At 73.0% G+C, this 22,515-nt stretch carries 4 protein-coding genes; all 4 read right to left on the bottom strand.

The window, feature by feature from the left end; translation table 11 throughout:
* Positions 1–26: 26 nt before the first annotated feature.
* A complete protein-coding gene (locus IZR01_RS06575) occupies positions 27–1,292 on the bottom strand; it encodes an MFS transporter (RefSeq protein WP_194923275.1) in 1,266 nt (421 codons plus the stop codon).
* Positions 1,289–1,801 (bottom strand): GNAT family N-acetyltransferase, encoded by a 513-nt coding sequence (locus IZR01_RS06570; protein ID WP_194923274.1) that lies wholly within the window; start codon positions 1,799–1,801, stop codon positions 1,289–1,291. The genes IZR01_RS06575 and IZR01_RS06570 overlap by 4 nt, the downstream gene beginning before the upstream one ends.
* A gap of 171 nt (positions 1,802–1,972) precedes the next feature.
* Positions 1,973–2,176: an MbtH family protein gene (locus tag IZR01_RS06565; RefSeq protein WP_194892235.1), complete on the bottom strand. Its 204-nt coding sequence runs from the start codon at positions 2,174–2,176 to the stop codon at positions 1,973–1,975.
* 81 nt (positions 2,177–2,257) lie between these two features.
* Positions 2,258–22,510 carry a non-ribosomal peptide synthase/polyketide synthase gene (locus tag IZR01_RS06560; protein WP_194923273.1) on the bottom strand — a complete coding sequence of 6,751 codons (20,253 nt, stop codon included), beginning with the start codon at positions 22,508–22,510 and terminating at the stop codon, positions 2,258–2,260.
* Between the last annotated feature and the right edge of the window lie 5 nt (positions 22,511–22,515).

Genomic DNA, 22,515 nt, shown 5'->3' with positions numbered 1-22,515 from the left:
ATGAGGAGATAGTCGGCGCCTGAGTCTCACGGCAGAGGCGACATGGACTTGATCCCGCCGCTGAACGTGGCCACCACGGCGGAGACCGCGACCATGATCGGGAAGGTCAGCAGCGCCGTGCGGCCGGCGATGTTGGCGAGGAGGAACCCGGCCAGAGCGGGTGCGAGGGCGGCTGCCGACGTGGCGGCGAGGAGGATCACGCTGACCACGCGGCCTTGGAGGTGGTCCGGGGTGACAGCCGCCTGATACCCGAACAGGGCCGCGTTGGCGGTGGGGCCGAGGAAGATCGCGAGCGCCAGGGGTGCGGCGGCGGCGATGCCGGTGGCGAGCAGCACGCTGATCGCCATCAGGGCGGCGGTGGACCAGCAGATGACTCTGATCAGGGTCGGCAGGGGCAGGCGGCGCTGGAGGGCCGGGGCGCTGAAGGCGCCGAGCAGGCCGCCGGCTCCGATGACCATGGTGGCCACGCCGATCAGGACCGGAGACAGTCCCGATCGGCGCAGGGAGATGGTCATCGCGAAGATCATTCCGGTGAAGGCCGTGTTGAGGGGGATGGCGACGACGATCAGGGATCGGAGGAAGGGGTTGCCGAGCACGAACCGCAGCCCCTGTCCGCGCCGCCCCGCCTTGGCGGGGGCCTCCGGTAGTTCTGGGCGGGGCTGTTGCATTGGCCTGCGGATGCACAGGATGGCCGACAGCGAGAGCAGGTAGCTCACGGCGTCGCCGAGGAACGGCAGCGCTGTGCCCAGGCCGAACAGCAGCCCGCCCAACGGTCGGCCGCCCAGCGTGGTCCCGTACGACCTGGCCTCGTTGCGGGCGACGGCGGAGACGATCTGGTCTGGGCGCACCAGACTGCGGACCGCGGCGAATTCCGCCGTGGTGAAGACGGCGGTCGCGGCGGCGCTCAGGACCACCACCGTCATGATCACCGGCAGGCTGGCCGCACCCGCCACGACCGCCCAGGCCAGCGCCGCGTATCCGATCAGCCGGACGGCGTCGCACAGGATCATCAGTCGGCGCCGGTCGAAGCGGTCGGCCAGAGCGCCGGCCGGGAGCCGGCAGACGGTGGCGACGACCAGGCCGGCCGTGCCGACCAGACCGGCCCGCGAGGGGGAACCGGTCAGCCCGAAGACCAGCAGCGGCAGCGCCAGGTCGGAGACGGCGCTGCCCAGGTCGGAGAGGCACTGGCCGCTCCAGAGCAGGTTGAAGTCGCGATTGCGCCACAGGCTGGGCGGTCGGTCGGCCTGCGGCGCGTCCGCGTCGGCGTCGTGCTCGGTGACGGATCCGGTCATGCCGGATCCGCCGTGGAGATGACGAGCATCTTGGTCACCGTGCCGTCGTCGCCGACGACGTCGCGCAGGTGGCGGAACCCCAGCCGACGGCACAGCTCCAGGCTCGCGGTGTTTTCCGCGCCCACCATTCCGTAGGCCTCCTTCAGACCGCGGTTGTCGGCGGCGTGGCGTAACAGCCCGCGGACCGCCTCGGTTCCCACGCCCTTGCCCCAGAACGGCGGGCTGAGCGCGACGATCATCTCCTGGCCGTCGACGTTGCCGGTCTTCTTCAGCTCGGCGTGCCCGACGAAGGCGCCGTCGAGCCACAAGCCCCAGACGTCGAACAGGTCTCTGGGATAGACCTCATCGCGGACCGCGCGGAACAGCGCGCGCAGCTCCGGTTCGCTCGCGCGGTCCTGGCCCATCCAATGGCACACCTCCTCGTCGCGCAGGAGGGTGACGAAGTGGTCTTCGTCCTCGTCCCGGTAGGGGATGAATTCCAGACGTTCGGTGCGCAGAACAGGGGTCACGGCGACCTCCGTCAGGTGTGAGCGGGGCGGCACCGCTCGCCGGTAAAGGGGGGTAGAGAGCACACAGGTGACGGGTGCCGGATGGTGCCCGGCGCCCCGTCGCGCGGTGAATCAGGCCTTGGAGATACTGATCAGACCTTTGAGATACAGATCAGGCCTAGGAGATACAGATCAGGCCTCGGAGTCCGCCATGCGCTCGCGCAGGCTCCGCGGACGCATGTCGGTCCAGACTTCGTCGACGTAGTCGCTGCATTCCGCTTCGGTGCCCTCCTTACCGACGGGCTGCCAGCCCGCGGGCACCTCGATGTCGGCCGGCCACAGCGAGTACTGCTCCTCGTCGTTGCGCAGCACCTGGTAGCGGGTGTTCTCATCCATGTCAGATTCCTTAGTCTTCGTTGGGTTGTCGTCGCCGTCGGTCGGGCGGTCAGGCAGTCGGGCAGTCGGATCCGAAAGGCGTCACCGGCCTCCTCGGGCGTGCCGGGCGATGTGCCGCAGGGCCTGGCCGAACTCCTCGGCCACCCGGCGCACGGTCGCCGTGTCGTGGACGGCGGGACGGTGGTGCCAGGTGAAGGCCAGGCGGCCGTCGCGGACCGCGCCCACCACCTCCACCAGGTGGGAACCGCCGTCGCGGGGGTCGTGGTCCTGGCCGAACGAACCGTGCTCGGTGCGCACCAGGCCGCTTTCCGGGTCCTGCGGGCGGGCGTCCCACTGGCCGAGGTAGTTGAAGACCACCTCGCCGTGCCCGGCGGCGCCGAGGCGCCGGCGGACCTCGGGCGGCCCGAAGGTGCGCAGAACGCCGAAGCCCAGTCCGTTCCCCGGCACCATGCGTAGCTGGCGGCGTACCGACTTCACCAGAGACCGCCAGTCGCGGTCCGGACCGAGCTCGCCCAGAGCGGGCACGCGCACGGCGACCGGGTAGACGGTGGTGAACCAGCCGACCGTGCGGGACAAGTCGACTCCCTTCACCACCTCCTCGCGGCCGTGCCCCTCCAGATCCAGGCGGACCAGGTCATCCCCGCGCCAGCGGGCCAGCGCCAGCGCCAGGGCGGCCAGCAGCACGTCGTTGACGCGGGTGCGGTACGCCGCCGGGGCGGCGCGCAGCAGGGCTGTCGTGTCCTGCTCGCTCAGTTCGATGGTCACCTCCGCGGTCTCGGCGGGCGGGGCGGCCAGAAGTTCGGCCGGCACGCCGGACTCGACGGCGGCAGCCTGCTCCCAATAGGGCAGCTCCTCGTCCAGACCGCCTTCAGCGACATGCGCGGCCAGTCCCAGCGCCCAGTCCCGGAAGGACGTGCCGCGCTCCCCGAGCGCGATCGGGTCGCCTTGCGCAGCCTGCTGATATGCGACCTCCAGGTCGTCGCGCAGCATGCGCCAGGAGACGGCGTCGACGACCAGGTGATGGGCGACCAGCAGGAGGAAGACCGGCCGATCGGGGTCGCCGCTGAACAGGGCCGCGCGTAGTAGCGGGCCGCGGGCCAGATCGAAACCGGCGTGCAGATCGTCGGCCGCCTTCGCCATGGCCTCGTCGGCCTGTTCCGGGGCGAGCCCGCTCAGGTCGTGGCAGACCAGGAGGTCGTCGGCGGCATCGGCGTCGTCGGCGGCATCGGCGTCGTCGGCGGCATCGGCGCGCGCCGGCGGCGGGTTGAACTGGTGCCAGCCCTCTGCGTCCTGGGTGAACTGCATGCGCAGCGCGTCATGGTGCTCCAGCAAGGCCTTCAGGGCCGCGCGCAGCGCCTGCGGGTCGCAGGTGCCGTCCAGCTCCAGCAGCGTCGACTGGTTGAAGTGGTGGTGCGCGGTGCGCGGGGTGGTCAGGAACCACTCCTGGATCGGTGTGAGCGGCACCGTTCCGGTCGTCCAGCTGTCGCCGCCGCGCTGCGGGGCGTCGCGCACGACGGTCGCCAGTTCCGCCACCGTCTGGTGGCTGAACAGATCGCGGGTCGCCAGGTGCAGGCCGTCTCGGCGCAGCCGGGACACCACCTGCATGCTCAGGATGGAGTCGCCGCCCAGGACGAAGAAGTTGTCGTCGGCGCCGACCTCCTCCACGCCCAGCACGTCGGCCCAGATCCGGGCGATCCGGCGTTCGACGTCGGTGCGCGGTGCGACCCGCGGCCCGGCGACGGCCTGGACGGATCCGGGGTCGGGCAGCGCCGCCCGGTCGAGCTTGCCGTTCGGGGTGAGCGGCAGCCGGTCCAGCGGCACGAAGGCCGACGGGATCATGTGCGGCGGCAGCAGCTCGGCTAGGTGCGCACGCAGTTCCGCGACCGGCACCCCGTTCCCCGGGGTCTCGGCCGGCTCCTGCGCCAAGACGACGTAGGCGACGAGCCGGGCAGGCCCGGCGGTCGTCGTCGTGTCCTGCGTCCCGCCGCCGGACACGATGACGACCGCGTCACGTACCAGCGGCCCGCGCCGCAGCGCGCTTTCGACCTCCCCCGGCTCGATCCGGAAGCCGCGCAGTTTGATCTGGTGGTCCGCGCGTCCGGCGAAGCGCAGGTCGCCGTCGGCCTGCCGGCGCGCGAGGTCGCCGGTGCGGTACATGCGCTCGCCCGGGGCGCCGAAGGGGTCGGCCACGAACCGGGCGGCCGTCAGACCCGGGCGGCCCAGATAGCCGCGGGCCAGACCGGGGCCGGCCAAATACAGCTCCCCGATCGCCCCCGGCGGGACCGGCCGCAGCGCGGCGTCCAGCAGGTAGACGACGGTGGTGCCGGCGGGGCTGCCGATCGGCGGCGTTCCCGCGCCCGCCGTCAGCGGGCCGGTCCAGGTACCGACCACCGTGGCCTCGGTGGGACCGTAGGAGTTGATCATCCGGCGGCCCGGCGCCCAGACGTCGACCAGGTCGGCCGGGCAGGCTTCGGCGCCGACGATCAGCGTCCGCAGCGCGGGCAGCGCGTCCGCCGCCGCAGGGTCCACGGTGGCCAGCGCTCCCGGGGGAATCAGCGTGTGGCTGATCCGCCGCTGCGCGAGCACCTCGGCCAGCCGCTCGCCGACCAGCGGACCCTCCTCGCCGGCGACCAGCGCGGCCCCGCTGAGCAGCGAGACGCACAGCTCCAGCACGGAGGCGTCGAAACTGGGGGAAGCGAACTGCAACACCCGGTCGCCGGGTCCGGCCGCGTACTGCTCGGCGGCGGCCGCGGCGAAGCCGGCCAGTCCGCGGTGGGTCACCATCACGCCCTTGGGCGTCCCCGTCGAGCCGGAGGTGTAGATGACGTAGGCGGGGTGGGCCAAGGTGAGCGCGGTAGTGCGGTCGGCGTCGGTGGGCGCGCTCTGCCGGCCGTCCTCGGCCCACGCCTGGGCCCACACCTCGGCCGGGTCGTCGAGCACCAGGAAGGCACCCGAGTCGCGCACCATGAACTCCCGCCGCTGCGCCGGATAGGTGGGATCCACCGGCAGGAAGGCGCCGCCGGCCTTGCTCACGGCGAGCTGCGCCACCACCGCCTCCGCCGCGCGGGGCAGCTCCAGAGCCACGATCCGCTCCGGCCCCACGCCTCGGGCGATGAGCCGGTGGGCCAGCCGGTTGGCGGCCCGGTCCAGCTCGGCGTAGGTCAGCTCACGCTCGCCCACCAGCAGCGCCGGGGCGTCCGGCATGAGGGCCGCCTGCCATTCGAACAGCTCCGGCAGGGTCGCCTCGGCGACCGGGTGGAACGGGCCGCGGGCTTGGGTCAGGAGGGTCTTCAGCTCGCCGTCGCCGGCCAGCGGCAGAGTGCCGATGGGCTGTTCGGGATCTTCCGAGACGGCCGCCAGCAGGGTACTGAGCTGGTCGGCGATCCGCTCAGCAGTCGCCGTGTCGAACAGGTCCAGGTTGTAGGTGATCAAGCCGTGCAAGGCTCCGGAGTCCGTCTCGACGAACTCCAAGGTCAGGTCGAACGCCGCCTGATCCACCTCGGTCTCGACGTCGGTGACCGCCAGGCCGGGCAGGTCCAGGTCGGCGGCCGGGGTGTTCTGCAGGACCACCATCACCTGGAACAGCGGGGTGCGGCTGGTGTCGCGGGCCGGCTGTACTTCGTCCACCACCCGCTCGAACGGCACGTCCTGGTGGGCGAAGGCGTCCACGACGGTGAGCCGCACGCCGCTGAGGAAGTCGGTGAAGGACCGCCGCGCCTCGACCTGGGAGCGCAGAACCAGGGTGTTGACGAAGAACCCGACAAGGTGCTGCGTCTCCCCCCGATCACGGCCGGAGGTCACGGTGCCGACGGCGATGTCGGTGTCCCCGCTGAGCCGGGCCAGATACGCCTGGGTGGCGGCGACGAGCGTGGTGAACAAGGTGGCGCCCTGTTTCCGGCCGACTCCGGCCAGGCGGCGGGCGGTCTGGGCGGGAACCTCCAGGCGGGTGCTGACGCCGTTCGCGGTGCGCACGGCGGGCCGGGGGCGGTCGGTGGGCAGGTGCAGCGGCTCGGTACCGGCCAACTGCTCCTTCCAGTAGGCGAGCTGGTCGTCGGTACCGGTGTGGGAGCCGGAGCCGGTGCCGCTGGTCGAGCGCTGCCAGTGCGCGTAGTCGGCGTACTGCACCGCCAGCTGCGGCAACGGGGGTTCGGCGGAGGGTTCGGTGGAGCCGAGTTCGGCGCGGTAGAAGTGGGCCAGGTCGGTCAGCAGGACCGAGGTCGACCAGCCGTCGGTGATGATGTGGTGCAGGTGGAAGGCCAGCACCTGATCGCCGTCGGCCAGCCGGATGAAGTCGGCGCGCAGCAGCGGTCCGCGGCGCAGATCGAAGGGACGGGCGCGTTCTTCGGCGAGCAGCAGGCGCAAGGCCGGATCCTGCTTGTCCTCGGACAGTCCGGACAGGTCGTGTACCCGGATCCGCACCGGGTGCGGCGGGTGGACGAGCTGAACGCCGTGCCCGTCGACGCTGTCGAAGGTGGTGCGCAGCGACTCGTGCCGGGCCACCAGGGCGTCCAGGGCCGAGCCCAAGGCGTCGAGGTCCAGCACGCCGCGCAGGCGCAGGGCGAGAGCGGTGACGTATTCGGTGCCGCCGGGCGCGAACTCCTCCAGGAACCACAGGCGCTGCTGGGCATACGACATCGGCGCAGGGCCCTGACGGGAGACCGGGACGATGGCGGGGCGCTCGGCGCCGGCCGGCCCGTCCGTTCGGCCGAGTTCTTCAGTGAGCAGCCGGGCCAGCCCGGCCGGTGTGGGATGGGTGAACACGGCGCGCGGTGTCAGGTCGGTGCCGAACGCCTCGGCCAGCCGGGAGGCGAGCCGGATGCTGAGGATGGAGTCCCCGCCGAGGGTGAAGAAGCCGTCCTCGACGCTGGGCGGCGCTATGCCCAGTACCTCCCCGAAGACCTCCGCCGCGCGGCGTTCGGCCTCGGTACGCGGCGCGACGCGCTCGGGCCGCCCGGTGTCGCCCTCGGCGTCCGGAGCCGGCAACGCCGCACGGTCCACCTTGCCGTTGCGGTTCAGCGGGAGGGCACCGAGCGGGACGAAGTCGGCGGGCACGAGGTAGTCCGGCAGGGCGTCGGCGGCGAAGTCCCGCAGCCGGGGCAGGTCCTCCCCCGCCGGGCCGACGACATAGGCCACCAGCCGCTTGCCGCCGGGCCGGTCCTGACGGGCGATCACGGCGACGTCGGCGACGCCGGGGGCGTCGGCGAGCACCGCCGCCACCTCGCCGGGCTCCACTCGGAAGCCGCGGATCTTCACCTGGTCGTCGGTGCGGCCCAGGAACTCGACGGTCCCGTCCGGCCGCCGCCGGGCCAGGTCGCCGGTGCGGTACATCCGGGCTCCGGGGGGACCTGCGGGATCGGCCAGGAAGCGCGCCGCGGTCTGGCCGGGGCGGCCCAGATAGCCGCGCGCCAGGCCCTCGCCGGCCACGAACAACTCGCCCGCGCAGCCCGGCGGGACCGGGCGCAGCGCGGCGTCCAGGACGTGCGCGCGCTTGTCGTCCAGGGGATGGCCGATCGGTACGGGGTCGGGCACCGCCGCCGGGTCGGACAGGACGAAGGAGGTTGCGAAGGTGGTGGTCTCGGTGGGTCCGTAACCGTTCACCACACTCAGGTCCGGGCAGGCGGCCAGGACCCGGCGGACGGCGGCCGCGGGCACCACGTCACCGCCGGTCCACAGCCGGCGCAGGCCCGCGAAGCAGTCCGGCGCGTCCTGGGCCAGCAGCCGGAACAGCCCGGCGGTCAACCACAGCGCGGTCAGGGCACCGGTCCCGGCCAACCGCCGCACCAGCGCCGCGTCCACCGGACCTTCGGGAGCGACGACCACGCAGCCGCCGGTGAGCAGCGGCGCCCAGACTTCGAAGGTGGAGGCGTCGAAGGCCACCGGGGAGTGCAGCAGCACCTGGGCGCAGCTGCCGTCGGCGAAGCGGCTGTCGGTCGCCAGGGAGGCCACGTCGCGGTGCCGGACCGCCACCGCCTTGGGCTCTCCTGTGGAGCCCGAGGTGAACATCACGTAGGCGAGCTGGTCGGGATCGGCCGGGGGAAGGGCTACTGGGCAGTCGGGGTCGGCATCGGCATCGGCATCGGCATCGGCGACCTGTTCGACAGTGAGCGACCGGTCGGCACCGGCGAGCGCCAGCAGGGCTCGGCGCCGGTCTTCGGGAGCCCGGGCGTCTATCGGTACGTAGACACCCCCCGCCTTGAGCACGGCCAGCTGCGCGACGACGAGTTCGGCGCATCGGTCCATCGGCAGCGCCACCCGGTCCTCGGCCGCCAGCCCGTCGGCCAGCAGCCGGGCGGCCAGGCGGTCGGACCATTGCGCGAGCCGTTGGTACGTCGTCTCGCGAGCGCCGTCGCGCAGCGCGAGCGCGTCGGGGGTGCGGCGGACCTGCTCGGCGAAGACCTCCACCGGGCTGCGCGGGGCGACCAGGCGGGCAGTGGTCTGCCATGACGTCAGCACAGCCCTGTCAGCCGGGGTGAGCGGGTCCAGCTCGTCCAGCGTGCCGTCGAGATCGGCGGCCAGGGCGGTGAGCACGACGGCCAGGCGCTCCGCCGCGCGTTCCACGGTCGCCCGGTCGAACAGCGCGGGGTCGTAGGCCAGGTCGAAGCCGAGCCGTTCGGCCAGGTGGACGCGCAGGCACCAGGGGAACGTGGCGGCGTCGTCGGCCCGCACGTCCACCACGCCCACGCCGGTCCGGGCCGCGGCCGACTCGTCGACGGGATAGTTCTCGAAGACCAGCATGCTGTCGAACAGCGCCTCGCCGGCAGGCAGCTCGCTCAGGGCCTGGATGCGGGGCAGCGCCAGATGGTCGAAGGGTCGGCCGTCGCTCTGCCGTTCCTGAAGGTCCCGCAGCCAGGGCCGCACGCCGCCGGCGGCTATCCGGACCCGGGTCGGCACGGTGTTGATGAACATGCCGATCATCGCCTCGACGCCGGGCAGCTCGGCCGGGCGGCCGGAGACCGTCGTCCCGAAGACCACGTCGTCGCTGCCGCTGTAGCGCGCCAGCAGCAGCGCCCAGGCACCTTCCAGCACCGTGTTGACGGTCAGTCCGGCGGCGGCCGCGGACTCCCGCAGCCGCTGGGAGACCGCCTCGTCCAGCTCGTGGTGGACGGCCGCGGCGGACCGGGCCCGGTGTGCCTGCGCCGGCGAGCGGTCGTACGGAAGTGGAGTGCGCGCGGTGAACCCGGCCAGGACACCGGCCCAGTGGTCTTCGGCGGCGTTCTCGTCCTGGTCGGCCAGCCAGCGCAGGAAGTCCGCGAAGGGGCGGCGGACCGGCGGGTGCTGCCGCCGCTGCTGAGGACCGCCGGTCAGGGCGGCGTACTGCTCGCAGACCTCTGTGAGCAGCTGCCCGGTGCTCCAGCCGTCCAGGATGAGGTGGTGGGTGGACCACAGCAGCAGCAACTCGTCACCGGGCAGGGTGGCCAAGGTCAGGCGAGTGAGCGGCGCGGTCGTCAGGTCCATGCCGGCGGCACGGTCCGCGGCCAGCAGCCGGTCGGTCTCGGCGGGCCACTGCTCGGGCGGCAGCTGACGCCAGTCCAGATAGGTGACGGGCACCTCGGCGCGGTTGAGGACCAGCTGGACCGGATGCGGCAGGCCGCGCCAGTGCACGGCGGTGCGCAGCGCCGGAGTGCGGTCCGCGACCGTCTGCCAGGCCTGTGCGAACACGCGGGGGTCGGCGACCCCGGACATCCGGACGGCGATCCGGTCGAAGTAGACACCCTCGTCGTCGACGAGCCCGTGAAAGAGCATCCCGGACTGCAACGGTGTCAGCGGCAGGATGTCGGCGACCTGACGCCCGTCGCCGACGAGCCCGTCCAGTTGGTCCTGGGTCAGTACGGCGAGCGGGAAGTCGGACGGGGTGCGGCCGCCGGCGTCCGGGCGGGCACAGTGCGCGACGATCTCGCGCAGGGCGGCGCACATCTGCTCGGCCAAGTGGCTGACGGTGTCCTCGTCGTAGACGGCCGGCGGGTAGGTCCAGCCCAGTTCGAGGCGGCCGCCCTGGACTATTCCCGTGATGTCCAGCAGGTAGGGACGGGCTTCATCGGGGTCGGTATCGCGACCGGCCGGGGGCAGCGAGCTGCGGTACAACCCCTGCTCGCCGCCACTTTCGGCGTCCCAGCGGCCGTGGTAGTTGAAGCCGATCTGCGGACTCGGCACACCGGCCAGAGCACTGTCCGGCACCAGGTGCCGCAGAGCGCCATAGCTGAGTCCGTGGAGCGGCACCGCGCGCAGCTGCTCCTTGACCGAGCGGAGAGTGTCATGCCACCCGGCATCGGGCGCGACGCTCAACGCGAGCGGGAATTCGGCGGTGAACCAGCCCACTGTTCGGGACAAGTCCAGCTCGTCGAAAAGATCCTCCCGGCCGTGCCCCTCCACACCGACCAGCACGGTCTCGCGCCCGCACCAGCGGGACAGGGTGCGTCCCAGTGCACTGAGAAGGACGTCGTTCACCTGGGTGCGGTAGACCTCAGGAACCTGCCGCAGCAGCGCGTCGGTGGTCTGCGCGTCCAAGGTGACGGTGACGGTGGCCGCGCAGCCGTGGGTGTTCGCCCCGAGCCGGCCGGCGGGCAGCTCGGCGGGGGCTGCGACAGCGCGCGTCCAGTACTCGGTGTCGGTGTCCAGGGCGCCGGAGCCGGTGTGCTGCTCCAGCCGGGCAGCCCAGTGACCGTAGGACGTGCCGGCGCCGGGCAGTTCGGCGGATCCGCCGGCGCTGACCGCCCGGTACGCGGTCTGGAAATCGGCCAGCAGGATGCGCCAGGAGACGCCGTCCACGGCCAGGTGGTGAACGGTGATGACGAGCTGGCCCGGTTGTTCGGCACCGCGGTCGAAGTAGAGCACGCGGACCATCCGGCCGCCGACCGGATCAAGGCCGAGCTGAGCCTGGTCGGTGGCGCTCTGCACCGCCGCCTCAAAAGCTGCGTCATCGAAGTCTGCGACGTCGCGCGCCGTGAAGAGGCCGTCGGGCACCTCGGCGAGCGCCTCCTGACGCCAGCCGGTCTCGGTGTGGCGCATCCGGGTCCGCAGCGCCGCGTGCCGGCGCACCAGGGCTTCGGTCGCCTGACGCAGGGCCGAGGAGTCGGTGCCGGGGGCCAGTTCCAGCCGCTGGGTCATCGTGAAGCGCAGCGGGTCGCCGGGGCGGCGGCCGTCGAGATACCAGTGCTGGATCGGGGTGAGCGGCGCTTCGGCGGGCGGGGTGCCGCCGTCGGCGTCCCGGGGCGCGGTCAGGGGGCCGGCCTGCAAAGCGAGTTCGGCGACGCTCTGGTAGCGGAAGACGTCCTTGGTGGTCAGGGCGATCCCGGCGGCCCGGGCCCGGGAGACGATCTGGATACTCAGGATGGAGTCGCCGCCGAGCGCGAAGAAGTTGTCGTGCGCGCCGACCCGGGCCAGCCCCAGCACCTCGGCCCAGATCGCAGCGAGCTGTTCCTCGATCCCGGTCCGCGGTGCCACGTACTCGGCGCCGCTGTCGGGCTGGGTGTCCGGGGCGGGCAGTGCGCGGCGGTCGGTCTTGCCGCCTGTGGTGCGCGGGATCCGGTCCAGCGGGACGAACGCGGCGGGCACCATGTAGTCCGGCAGCGTCCGCCGCAACCGGACCCGCAGTTCCTCGGCGGGCGGGATCTGATCCCCGGCGGGCACCAGGTAGCCGACCAGCATCGGACGGCCCGCGTGCTCGCGCACGACGACCACGGCCTCCGCGACGTCCGGATGGTCGAGCAGGGCGGCCTCCACCTCGCCGGGCTCGATCCGGAACCCGCGGATCTTGACCTGCTCGTCGGCCCGGCCGAGCACCTCCAACAGTCCGTCCGCGTCCCAGCGGGCCCGGTCGCCGGTGCGGTACATCCGCTCCCCCGGCGAGCCGAACGGATCGGCCGGGAAGCGGGCGGCGGTCAGACCCGGCTGGTTCAGATAGCCGCGGGCCACCTGGGCGCCGGCCAGGTACAACTCCCCCGGCAAGCCCGGCGGTACCGGCTGTAGCGCATCGTCGAGCACGTAGGCCCGCAGGTTGCGGCCGGGACGGCCGACGACCGGACGGTCGGGGTGGTCGGGGCGGTCCGCACACAGTCCGTAGAAGGCGTCGACGGTGCACTCGGTGGGCCCGTAGACGTTGTAGGCGGCCACACCGAGGTCGCGCTGCGCGGCGCACAACTCCCGCCAGACGTCGCCGGGGACTGCCTCGCCGCCCACCATCAGCAGCCGTGGACGGTGGCGGTCCGGCGCGAGTAGCCCGGCGGCGAGGAGTTCGCGCAGATAGGACGGGGTGACGTTGACCACGTCCAGGCGGCGCTCGGCGATCAGGGCACAGAACGCCTCCGGGTCCAGGCGGACGTCCTCGTCGATGAGGTGGACCTCCTGGCCCAGCGCCAGCAGCAGCGGCCCCTCCCAGCTGGTGTCGAAGGAGAACGCGGCGCTGAGCGCCATGCGCAGCCACCCGCCGGCCGGGTGTGACGAGTGTGGTGCGAACAGCCCGGCTCCGTGGTCCCGGCAGAGGTTGACCAACTGGCGGTGCTCCACCGCGACGCCCTTGGGCCGTCCCGTCGAGCCGGAGGTGTAGATGATGTACGCAGTGTGCTGCGGCAGCAGCGGACGCGTCCGATCGGCATCGGTGAGGTCGCCGGCGGGCAGCCGGTCCCACGGCACCTCGCGCAGGTCGTCAAGCGTCAGCAGCAGCTTCGGCCGGGCGTCGGCCATCAGGAGGCCGGCCCGTTCCGCCGGCAGTTCGGGATCCAGGCAGAGCACAGTGGCGCCCGCCTTGAGCACCGCGAACAGGGCCACCACGGCGTCGGAGACGCGGGGCAGCCGGATCGCCACCACGTCCTCCGGCCCGGCGCCTCCCGCAACGAGGTGCCGGGCGAGCCGGTTGGCGCGCTCGTTCAGGGCGGCGAAGTCCAAGGTGGCGTCCCGGGCCACCAGCGCGGTGGTGTGCGGGGTCCGGGCTGCTTGTTCCTCGAACAGGGCGGTGAAGACGGTGTCCGGCGCCGGCAGTGACTCGCCCAGCCCCGACCGGAGCGCCTGGCGCCGTTCGTCGGCGGTGGTCAGCGGCAAAGCGCCGACGGCGCGCGCCGGGTCCGCTGCCACGGCCTCCAGCAGGGTCCGTAGACAGGCGGTCAGCCGCTCGGCGGTCGCCTCGTCGAACAGACCGGTGCTGTACTCCAGGTAGCCGGTCAGGCCGCCTTCGTCCTCGACGAAGTCGAAGGAGAGGTCGAAGGTGGCGTTGTGGATGGGCGGGGTCACCGGCGCCACCCGCAGACCCGGCAGCCGCGGCACTTCGGCGCCCAGGTTGTGCAGGGCCACCATGACCTGGAACAGCGGGGTGCGGCTGGTGTCCCGCTCGGGCTGGACGGCGTCCACCACCTGCTCGAAGGGCACCTCCTGGTGGGAAAGCGCGGTCAGGAAGGTCTCGCGCGTCGCGGCCAGCAGATCGCGGAACGGCAGGTCCGGGCGCACGCTGCCGCGCAGGACCAGGGTGTTGACGAACATGCCCACCACGTCGTGGAGCTCGGGCCGCTCCCGGCCGGCGGTCACGGTGCCCACGGCGATGTCCTGCTCGCCGGACCAGCGGGACAGCAGCACCTGGCACGCGGTCAGCAGTGTCACGAACAGGGTGGCGTCGGCCTCCCTGCCGCGCTCGCGCAGCCGTCCGGTGAGCGCGGCGGGAAGGGTGAAGGTGGCCAGCGCGCCCTCGCGGGTGCGGACGGCGGGACGGGGCCGGTCGGTGGGCAGTTCCAGCGGGGGAACGCCGTCCAGCGACTCGCGCCAGTAGGCGAGGTCGGCTTCGGCGCGGTCGGTGCGGGCGCGCTGCCAGGCGGCGTAGTCGGTGTAGCGCACGGGGAGCGCGGGCAGGTCGGGGCGGCGGCTCTCGCAGGCTGCCGCGTACAGCTCCGCCAGGTCCCGGCCGAGGACGCCCATCGACCAGCCGTCGGTGATGATGTGGTGCAGGGCCAGGATGAGCACGTGCTCGTCGGACGCCGAGCGCACCAGCCGGGCCCGGAGCAGCGGCCCGGCGGCCAGGTCGAACGGGATGGCGGCCAGGCGTTCCAGCAGGGCGTCGAGGGCTGCCGGGGGTTCCCCGGCGAGGTCGTCCACGGCCAGTTCGACCGGCTGTGGCTGGTGTACGACCTGACGCGGATGGCCGTCGTGCTCGCTGAAGGTGGTGCGCAACGCCTCGTGCCGTTCCACCAGGCCGTCCAGGGCGGTGCGCAGGGCGGGCTCGTCCAGGCTTCCGCTCAAGCGCAGCACTGACATGGTGGTGTACTCGGTGCTGCCCGGCTCGAAGCGGTCGAGGAACCACAGCCGCTGCTGCGCGTAGGACAGTGGCGGCTCGGTGTTCGGGTCAGTGTTTGTGTTTGTGTCAGTGTCCGGGTCCGGGTCCGCGACCGGGATGGCGTCGGCCGACACCCCCGGCTCGCCGACCGGCTCGCCCAGGGCGGCGGCCAGATCCGCCAGCCTGGCGTGGGTGAACAGCAGCCGCGGCGAGACGTCGGTGCCGAACGCCGCGCGCAGCCGGGAGATGACGCGGATGGCGAGGATGGAATCCCCGCCGAGGGCGAAGAAGTCGTCCTCGATGCCGATCTCGCCGACCTCGCCGGTGTCCAGGACGTCCGCCCAGGCGGCGGCGACCAGCCGTTCGGCCGGGGTGCGCGGCGCCGTGCGCTCGCCGTCGACCGCGAAACCCTCCGGTCCGGGCACCGGCAGCGCGCGCCGGTCGAGTTTGCCGTTGACGGTGAGCGGCAGGGCCGCCATCGGGACGTAGGCGGCGGGCACCATGTACGCGGGCAGCTGCCGCTCCAGATGGGCGCGCAGCTCAGCCGCGGACGGCGGAGCCGAGGAGCTGTTCGCGCCGACGACGTGCGCCACCAGCCGGCGGGTTCCGGAGGCGTCCTGATATACGCCGACTGCGGCGGCGCCCACGCCCGGGTGGGTGTGCAGGGCGGCCTCGATCTCGCCGGGCTCGATGCGGTAGCCGCGGATCTTCACCTGCTGGTCGGCCCGGCCCAGGTATTCCAGGGTGCCGTCAGTCCGTCGGCGGACCCGGTCGCCGGTGCGGTACATGCGGGTACCGGGACGCCCGAACGGGTCGGCGAGGAAGCGGGTGGCGGTCAGGCCCGGCCGGTTCAGGTAGCCGCGGGCCAGGCCCTCCCCGGCCACGTACAACTCGCCCACCGCGCCGGCGGGCAGCGGGACCAGGTCGGTGTCGAGCACGTACAAGCGCAGATCGGGGATGCCGGTGCCGATCGGTCCGGGACCGCCGGCGCGCGCCGTGGCGCTTTCCAGCCGGGCGTGGGTGACGTGCACGGTCGTCTCGGTGATGCCGTACATGTTCACCAGGCGCGGCGCGGTGTCCGGGTGGCGGTCGTACCAGTCGGCGAGCCGCGTCACGTCCAGCGCCTCGCCGCCGAAGACCAGCGTGCGCAGGGCCAGCCGGTCGCCGAGCTCCGGGTGTTCGGCGTCCGCGCGCACCAGCGGGTAGAACGCCGACGGGGTCTGATTCAGGACGGTGACCTGCTCGTCGGCGAGCAGTCGCAGGAAGTCCTCCGGGGAGCGGGCGGTGTCGTCGGGCACGACGACGAGCCGCCCGCCGTGCAGCAGCGGGCCCCACAGCTCCCAGACCGAGAAGTCGAAGGTGTAGGAGTGGAACAGGGTCCAGACATCCTCGGCGCCGAAACCGAACCACTGCTCGGTCTGCTCGAAGAGCCGCACCACGTTGGCGTGCGGGATCACGACGCCCTTAGGGAGTCCGGTGGAGCCGGAGGTGAAGATGGCGTAGGCGGGGGTGTCGGGCAGCGGGCGGTGGGCCGGGGCGAGCGCGGTGGCCGAGCGCCGCGCGAGGTCGGCGCGGACTTCGCGGTCGCCGAGCGACAGGACGGGCACGCCGGTCGCCGCGTTGGCCGTGGCGTCGTCGGTGAGCGTCACCAGTGCGACCGGCTCGGCGTCTTGCAGCAGCTGCTCCAGGCGTTCGGCGGGCAGCGCGGGGTCGATGGGCAGATAGGCGGCGCCGGTCTTGAGCACGGCGAGGACCGCCACCACCAGATCGACCGAGCGGGGCAGCGCCAGGGCCACGAACCGTTCGGGGCGGGCGCCGAGTTCGGCCAGGCGGTGCGCGAGTCGGTTGGCGCGCGCGTCCAGCGTGGCGTAGTCGATGCGCTCGTCGCCGTAGCTGACCGCCTCGGCGTGCGGAGTGCGGGCAACCTGCGCTTCGAAGAGGTCGACCAGGCTCTGGCCGGGCCTGCCGTGCGCGTCGCCGTTGACGTCGGCCAGCATCCGCCGCCGTTCCTCGGCGGTCGTCCACGCCAAGTCGCGCAGCGGGCGGTCCAGATCTCGGGCCAGCTCGGTGAACAGCAGGCAGAGGCGGTCGGCTAGGGTGCGCACGGTCGCGGCGTCGAACAGCTCCGGATCGTAGGCGAGGTCGAAGCCGAACCGCTCCTGCTGGTAGGCCCGCAGCACCAGCGCGAAGTTGGTGGCGTCGCGGGAGGAGACCTCGGCCAGGCGCACCCCGGAGTCGGCCGTGGCCTGGTCGAAGGGGTAGTTCTCGAAGGCCACCATGCTGTCGAACAGCGCGCTGCCGGAGGGCACCTCGGCCATGGCGGTCAGCTCGGCCAGCGAGACCGAGGCGAAGCGCCGCGCCTCGGCCTGCGCCTGTTGCAGGTCCCTGAGCCAGGCGGCGGCGGTGCGGTCACTGTCCAGCCGGACGCGGGTGGGCAGGGTGTTGATGAACATGCCGATCATCGACTCGGCGCCGGGCAGGTCGTCGGGACGTCCGGAGACGGTGGTCCCGAACAGCACGTCCGGTTCGCCGCTGTAGCGGGACAGCAGCAGCGCCCAGGCGCCCTGGACCAGGGTGCCCAGGGTCAGCCCGGCCTGCCGGGCGGTGCGGGCCAGCAGCCGCGACTCCTCCTCGGACAGCCCGGCGGCGTGCACGGCCGCCGAACGGTTTCGGTGGACCCCGTGCGCGAAGCGGTCGGCGGGCAGCGGCGTGGCGTCGGCGAAGCCGTCCAGGACGCCGCGCCAGTGATCGCGGGCGGCCTCGATGTCCTGCTCGGCGAGCCAGCGCACGTATTCACCGAAGGGCCTGCGCAGCTCCGGGCGCGCCTGCGCGCCGGTGGTGAGCGCCGTGTACTCCTGGAAGACGTCGGTGAGTACCTGGGCCAGGCTCCAGCCGTCCAGGATCAGGTGGTGGGAGGTCCACAGCAGGTGCAGGCGGGCTTCGGGGAGCTGGATCAGGGTGAGCCGCATCAGGGGCGCGGTCCCGGTGTCCAGGCCCAGCGCGAGGTCCTCGGCGTGCAGCCGGTCCAGCTGGTCGGCGCGTTCGGCCGGGCTCGCCGCGCGCAGGTCGATGTGGGTCACCGGGACCCGGACGGAGCGGTGCACGACCTGAAGCGGCACGGGGACGCCCTCCCACACCACCGACGTGCGCAGGGCGGGCGTGCGGTCGGCCACCCGCTGCCAGGCGGCGGCGAAGGCGTGCGGGTCGGCGACGCCGTCCAGGAGCAGCGCGGCCTGGTCGACGTACACGTCGTCCGGACCGCCGACCAGGCGGTGGAAGAGCATGCCCGCCTGGAGCGGGGTGAGCGGCAGCAGGTCGTCCACGTCCCGCCCGTCGCCGGCCACCCGGTCCACACCGGCCTGGTCCAAGCGGGCCAACGGGAAGTCGGACGGGGTGCGTCCGCCGGCGCCGGGGCGGTCGCAGTGTTCGACGATGGCGGCCAACGCGCCGGACATGGCGTCCGCCAAGCCCTGGACGGTCTGCGCCTCGTGCACCTGGTCGCTGTAGTGCCAGGTGATCTCCAACTCGCCCTCGGCCACCACGGCGGAGACGTCGAGGAGGTGGTCCAGCGGCGCATCGGGGGCGATGTCCCGGCCCAGGGTCTGGCCGACGGGGGCGAAGTCCCCGTCCTGCGAGGCCGACCACTGCCCGTGGTAGTTGAAGGACACCTGGGGCAGCGGCACGTCACGCAGAGCCCGGGCGGACGGCTCGGGCGAGCCGAGGCGGGCCAGCGCCTCGTAGCTCAGCCCGCGCCGGGGCACGGCCCGCAGCCGCTCCTTGGTCTCCTTCAAGGTGGCGGCCCAGTCTGGCGCATTGGCCGGGCCCGCCGGGGCCAGGGTGACAGGGTACTGACTGGTGAACCAGCCGACGGTGCGGGACAGGTCGATCTCCCCGCCGGCCGGGCCGCCGAGGTCCTCGCGGCCGTGGCCCTCCAGGACGACACTCACCGCTTCGCTGCCGACCCAGTCGGCGAGCGCCCGGCCCAGCGCACTGAGCAGCACGTCGCCGACCTGGGTGTGGTAGACCCCTGGGACCCGGCGCAGCAACGCCTCGGTGGTGGCCCGGTCCAGCCGGGTCTGGACGGTGCGCACGGAGCCGGCGAGCGGGACGCCTGGGCGGTCGACGGGCAGCGGGGTTCGCGGGGTCTGGGCTTCGGCGGTCCAGTAGGGCAGGTCGGCGTCGAGATCGCCGGCGCGCACCCGCTCGGAGAGGTGGCGGGCCCAGTCGGTGAACGCGGTGTGCTCCGGCTCGCCCGATGCGGTGTGGCGGTAGGCCGAGGCCAGGTCGGCCAGGAGCACGCGCCAGGAGACGCTGTCCACGGCCAGGTGGTGGGCGGTGAGGAAGAGCTGAGGGCGGGCTTCGCCGACCGGGAGCGCTGCACTGGCCGGGAGCTCTTCACCGGCTGAGAGCGCTTCACTGGTTGGAAGAAGGAGAGCCGCGCGCAGCAGTACTCCGGTCGCCGGGTCGAGAGCCGCGCGAGCGGCATCAGCCCCCTGAAGCCGCTCGGTTTCGGCGTCAGCAGTATCGGCAGGCAGGTCGTGGCGCGTCAGCAATCCATTGATCGGCCCGGCAACCGGCTCCTGCCGCCAACCGTCCGCCGTGCGCGCGAACCGGGTGCGCAGCGCCGGATGCGCCGCCACCACCGCTTGCAGCGCCTGCTCCAGCGCCGCCTCGTCGAGGTCGCGCGGCAGATCGAGCAGCATCGACATGCTGAAGTGGCGCAGCGGGCCGTGCGTGGCGAAGAACCACTCCTGGACCGGGGTCAGCGGCGCGGGACCGGTGTCGTGCTGGAGCGGTGTCGCGGTCGGGGCGGTGGGGCGGTGCTCGACTGCGGCGGCGAGGTCGGCGACGGTCTGATGCCGGAACACGTCGGCCGAGCTGAGGCGCAGGCCCGCGGCCCGGGCTCGGGAGACGGCCTGGATGCTCAGGATCGAGTCGCCGCCCAGCTCGAAGAAGTTGTCCGTGACGCCCACCCGGCTCACGCCGAGCACGTCGGCCCAGATGCCCGCCAGGATCTCCTCCTGCGGCGTGCGGGGGGCGACGAATTCGCGCTGCCCGCCCTCCGCCTCGACGTCGGGCGCGGGCAGGGCGCGGCGGTCGAGCTTGCCGCTGGTGGTGAGTGGCAGTGCGGCGAGCGCGGTGAATGAGGACGGCACCATGTGGTCCGGCAGCACGCGCCGCAGCGCCGCCCGAAGCTCGGCCGAGGGCGGCACGGCGCCGCCGCCGCCGCTGCTACTCCCGCTGCCACCAGCACCTCCATCGGCACCGGCGGGCACCACATAAGCCGCAAGCCGCGCCTGCCCATGCGCGTCGGGGACGGCCACGACCGCCGCCGCGCCGACCTCCGGCAGGTCCAGCAACGCCGCCTCGACCTCGCCCGGTTCGATGCGGTGACCACGAACCTTGACCTGGTCGTCGGCGCGCCCCAGGTAGTCCAGGCGGCCGTCGGCGGTCCAGCGGGCCAGGTCGCCCGTGCGGTACATCCGGGTTCCGGGCGCCCCGAACGGATCGGCCGTGAAGCGCGCGGCGGTCAGGCCGGGACGGCCGGCGTAGCCGCGGGCGACCTGTTCTCCAGCCAGGTACAGCTCGCCGCCGACGCCGGGTGGCACCGGCCGGTACCGGGCGTCCAGGACGTAGGCCCGGACATTGGGCAGCGGCGGGCCCAGCAGCGGACGATCGGCGTCCGCGACGCGGCAGGACAGCGCGTCGACGGTGCACTCGGTGGGGCCGTAGAAGTTGTAGACGGCCACCTCGGGGTGTCCAGCGAGCTCGCGCCACAAGCCGGCGCCGACCGCCTCGCCGCCGAGCATCAGGACCCGGGGACGGTGCCGCGCATCGGTGAGCAGCCCGGCGGGCAGCAGCTGACCGAGGTAGGAGGGGGTCACGTCGAGGAAGTCGACGCGATGCCGGACCACGTACTCGACCAGGGCGGCCGGGTCCATCCGGGTCGCCTCGTCCACCAGGTGCAGCGGGTGGCCGTCGGCCATCAGCAGCACGCCCTCCAGCGAGGTGTCGAAGGAGAAGGACGCGGTCAGCGCGACCCGAAGCGGCCCGCCACCGGCGTCGGCGACGAAGCCCGCCCGGTGGGTGGCCAGCAGGTGGGTCGCCGAGCGATGCGACACCGCGACGCCCTTGGGGCGGCCGGTGGAGCCGGAGGTGTAGATGACGTAGGCGATGTTCGCCGGGTCCAGTGGCGCAAGCCGGTCGGCGTCGGTGGGGTCAGTGTCGGCGGGATCGATGCCAGGGCTATCGGCCGGGATCGCACCCAACACCGTCTCGTCCAGGACCAGCGCCGGCTGAGCATCGTCCAGCAGGTACCGGACCCGCTCGTCCGGCAGCCCGGGGTCCAGCGGCAGGTAACCGGCACCGGACTTCCAGACGGCCAGGATCGCCACGATCATGTCGGCGGTGCGCGGCAGCCGCAGCGCGACCAGCCGTTCGGGACCGGCGCCCAGGGCGATCAGGTAGTGGGCGAGCCGGTTGGCGCGGGTGTTGAGCGTCGCGTAGTCCAGCCGCTCCTCTCCTGCGACCAGGGCCAGAGCGTCCGGGGTCAAGGCGACCCGGCGTTGGAAGGCTTCCGGATAGGTGATGTCTTCGACGGGAAGCACGCGGGCGTTCCAGTCCTGCGTCACTTGGCGGGTCTGCGCGTCAGAGAGCAGATTCAGCGTGCCCAGCGGCCGATCCGGCTCGGCGGCGGCGCCGTCCAGCAGATGCAGCAGCTGCTCGGCCATCCGCTCCGCGGTGGATCCGTCGAACAGATCGCTGCGGTATTCCAGCAGTCCTGTCAGTCCGTCCCCGTCGGGCACGAACTCCACGCTCAGGTCGAAGGTGGCAGTCTGCCTGGGGATGTCGACCGGGGAGACTCGCAGCCCGTGCGGGGCGGTGGCGCCCGGCGGGGAGGGATGCAGCAGGACCATGACATCGAACAGCGGGTTGCGGCCAGCCTCGCGCGGCGCGCCCACCGCCTCCACCAAGCGCTCGAAAGGTGTGTCGCCGTACGCGAAGGAGTCGTTGACGGTGGCTGTGGCGGCGGCCAGCAGATCGTGGAATGAGCCCGACGGCTCCACCGGCGTGCGCAGCACCACCGTGTTGACGAAGCAGCCGACTGCCCGTTCCAGATCGGTCCGGGACCGCCCCGGCGTCAGCGAGCCGACGGTCACGTCGTCCTGTCCGGACCAGCGGGCCAGCAGCGCCTGGGTGGCGGCGACCAGCACGGTGTAGAGCGTGGTGTGCCGCTCGGTGGCCAGCGCGCGCAGCCGGGCCGTCAGCTGTGCGGGGACGGAGAAGGCGTGGACCGCCCCCGGCCCGGCCTCCTCGCCGCGCCGCGGGTGGTCCACCGGCAGTTCCGGGGCCACCGCGCCGGCCAACTGGTCCTTCCAGTAGGCGAGTTGCTTCTCCGCCCGGGCGCCTGAGAGCTGCGCACGCTGCCACGCCGCGAAATCCGGGTACTGCGTCGCCACCGGCGGCAGGTCCGGAGCGGCGCCCAGGGCCAAGGCGTCGTAGGCGGTGCACAGCTCATCGAGCACCACACCCATCGACCAGCCGTCGGTGACGATGTGGTGCGCGGTCAGCAGCAAGGCGTGCGAGGTGTCCGACTCCCGCACCAGCAGGGCCCGCAGCGGTGGTCCCTGGCGCAGGTCGAAGGGGCGCGAGTACTCCGCCAGCAAAACTGTCTCAACGTCTTGTGATGCGGCTAGGTCGCGGACCGGCATCGGCACCGGCCCGGCCGGCCGCACGAGCTGCGCCAGCCGGCCGTCGGTCTCCTCGAACGTGGTCCGCAGCGCCTCGTGGCGTCCCACGACCGCGGTCAGGGCCTCGGCTAGCGCCCGGCGGTCCAGCGTCCCGGTGAACCGCACCGCCACAGCGCTGTTGTAGCGGGAGTCCCCGGGCCGCAACTGGTCCAGGAACCACAGTCGCTGCTGGACGAAAGACAGCGGCAGCGGGCCCGAGCGGTCGGCGCGGGGGATGGGCCGGCCGGCGGCGGCCGCCGCGCCGCCGGACCGTCCGGCCAGCCGGCGGCGCAGCGCCTCTTGCAGGTCGGCGGGCAGGGCGGCGGCGCGGTCTTGCTCGGATGCCGTCATGGTCG

The sequence above is a fragment of the Catenulispora pinisilvae genome, from assembly GCF_015356865.1.
GTDB classification, from domain to species: domain Bacteria; phylum Actinomycetota; class Actinomycetes; order Streptomycetales; family Catenulisporaceae; genus Catenulispora; species Catenulispora pinisilvae.
The sequence above is the reverse complement of the archived record's forward strand: the minus strand, read 5'-3'. Positions and strand labels throughout refer to the sequence as shown.

Excerpts from the sequence above, each read along its gene's own strand:
- IZR01_RS06575 (WP_194923275.1), bottom strand. The coding sequence starts at position 1,292 with ATGACCGGATCCGTCACCGAGCACGACGCCGACGCGGACGCGCCGCAG.
- IZR01_RS06565 (WP_194892235.1), bottom strand. The coding sequence starts at position 2,176 with ATGGATGAGAACACCCGCTACCAGGTGCTGCGCAACGACGAGGAGCAG.
- IZR01_RS06560 (WP_194923273.1), bottom strand. The coding sequence starts at position 22,510 with ATGACGGCATCCGAGCAAGACCGCGCCGCCGCCCTGCCCGCCGACCTG.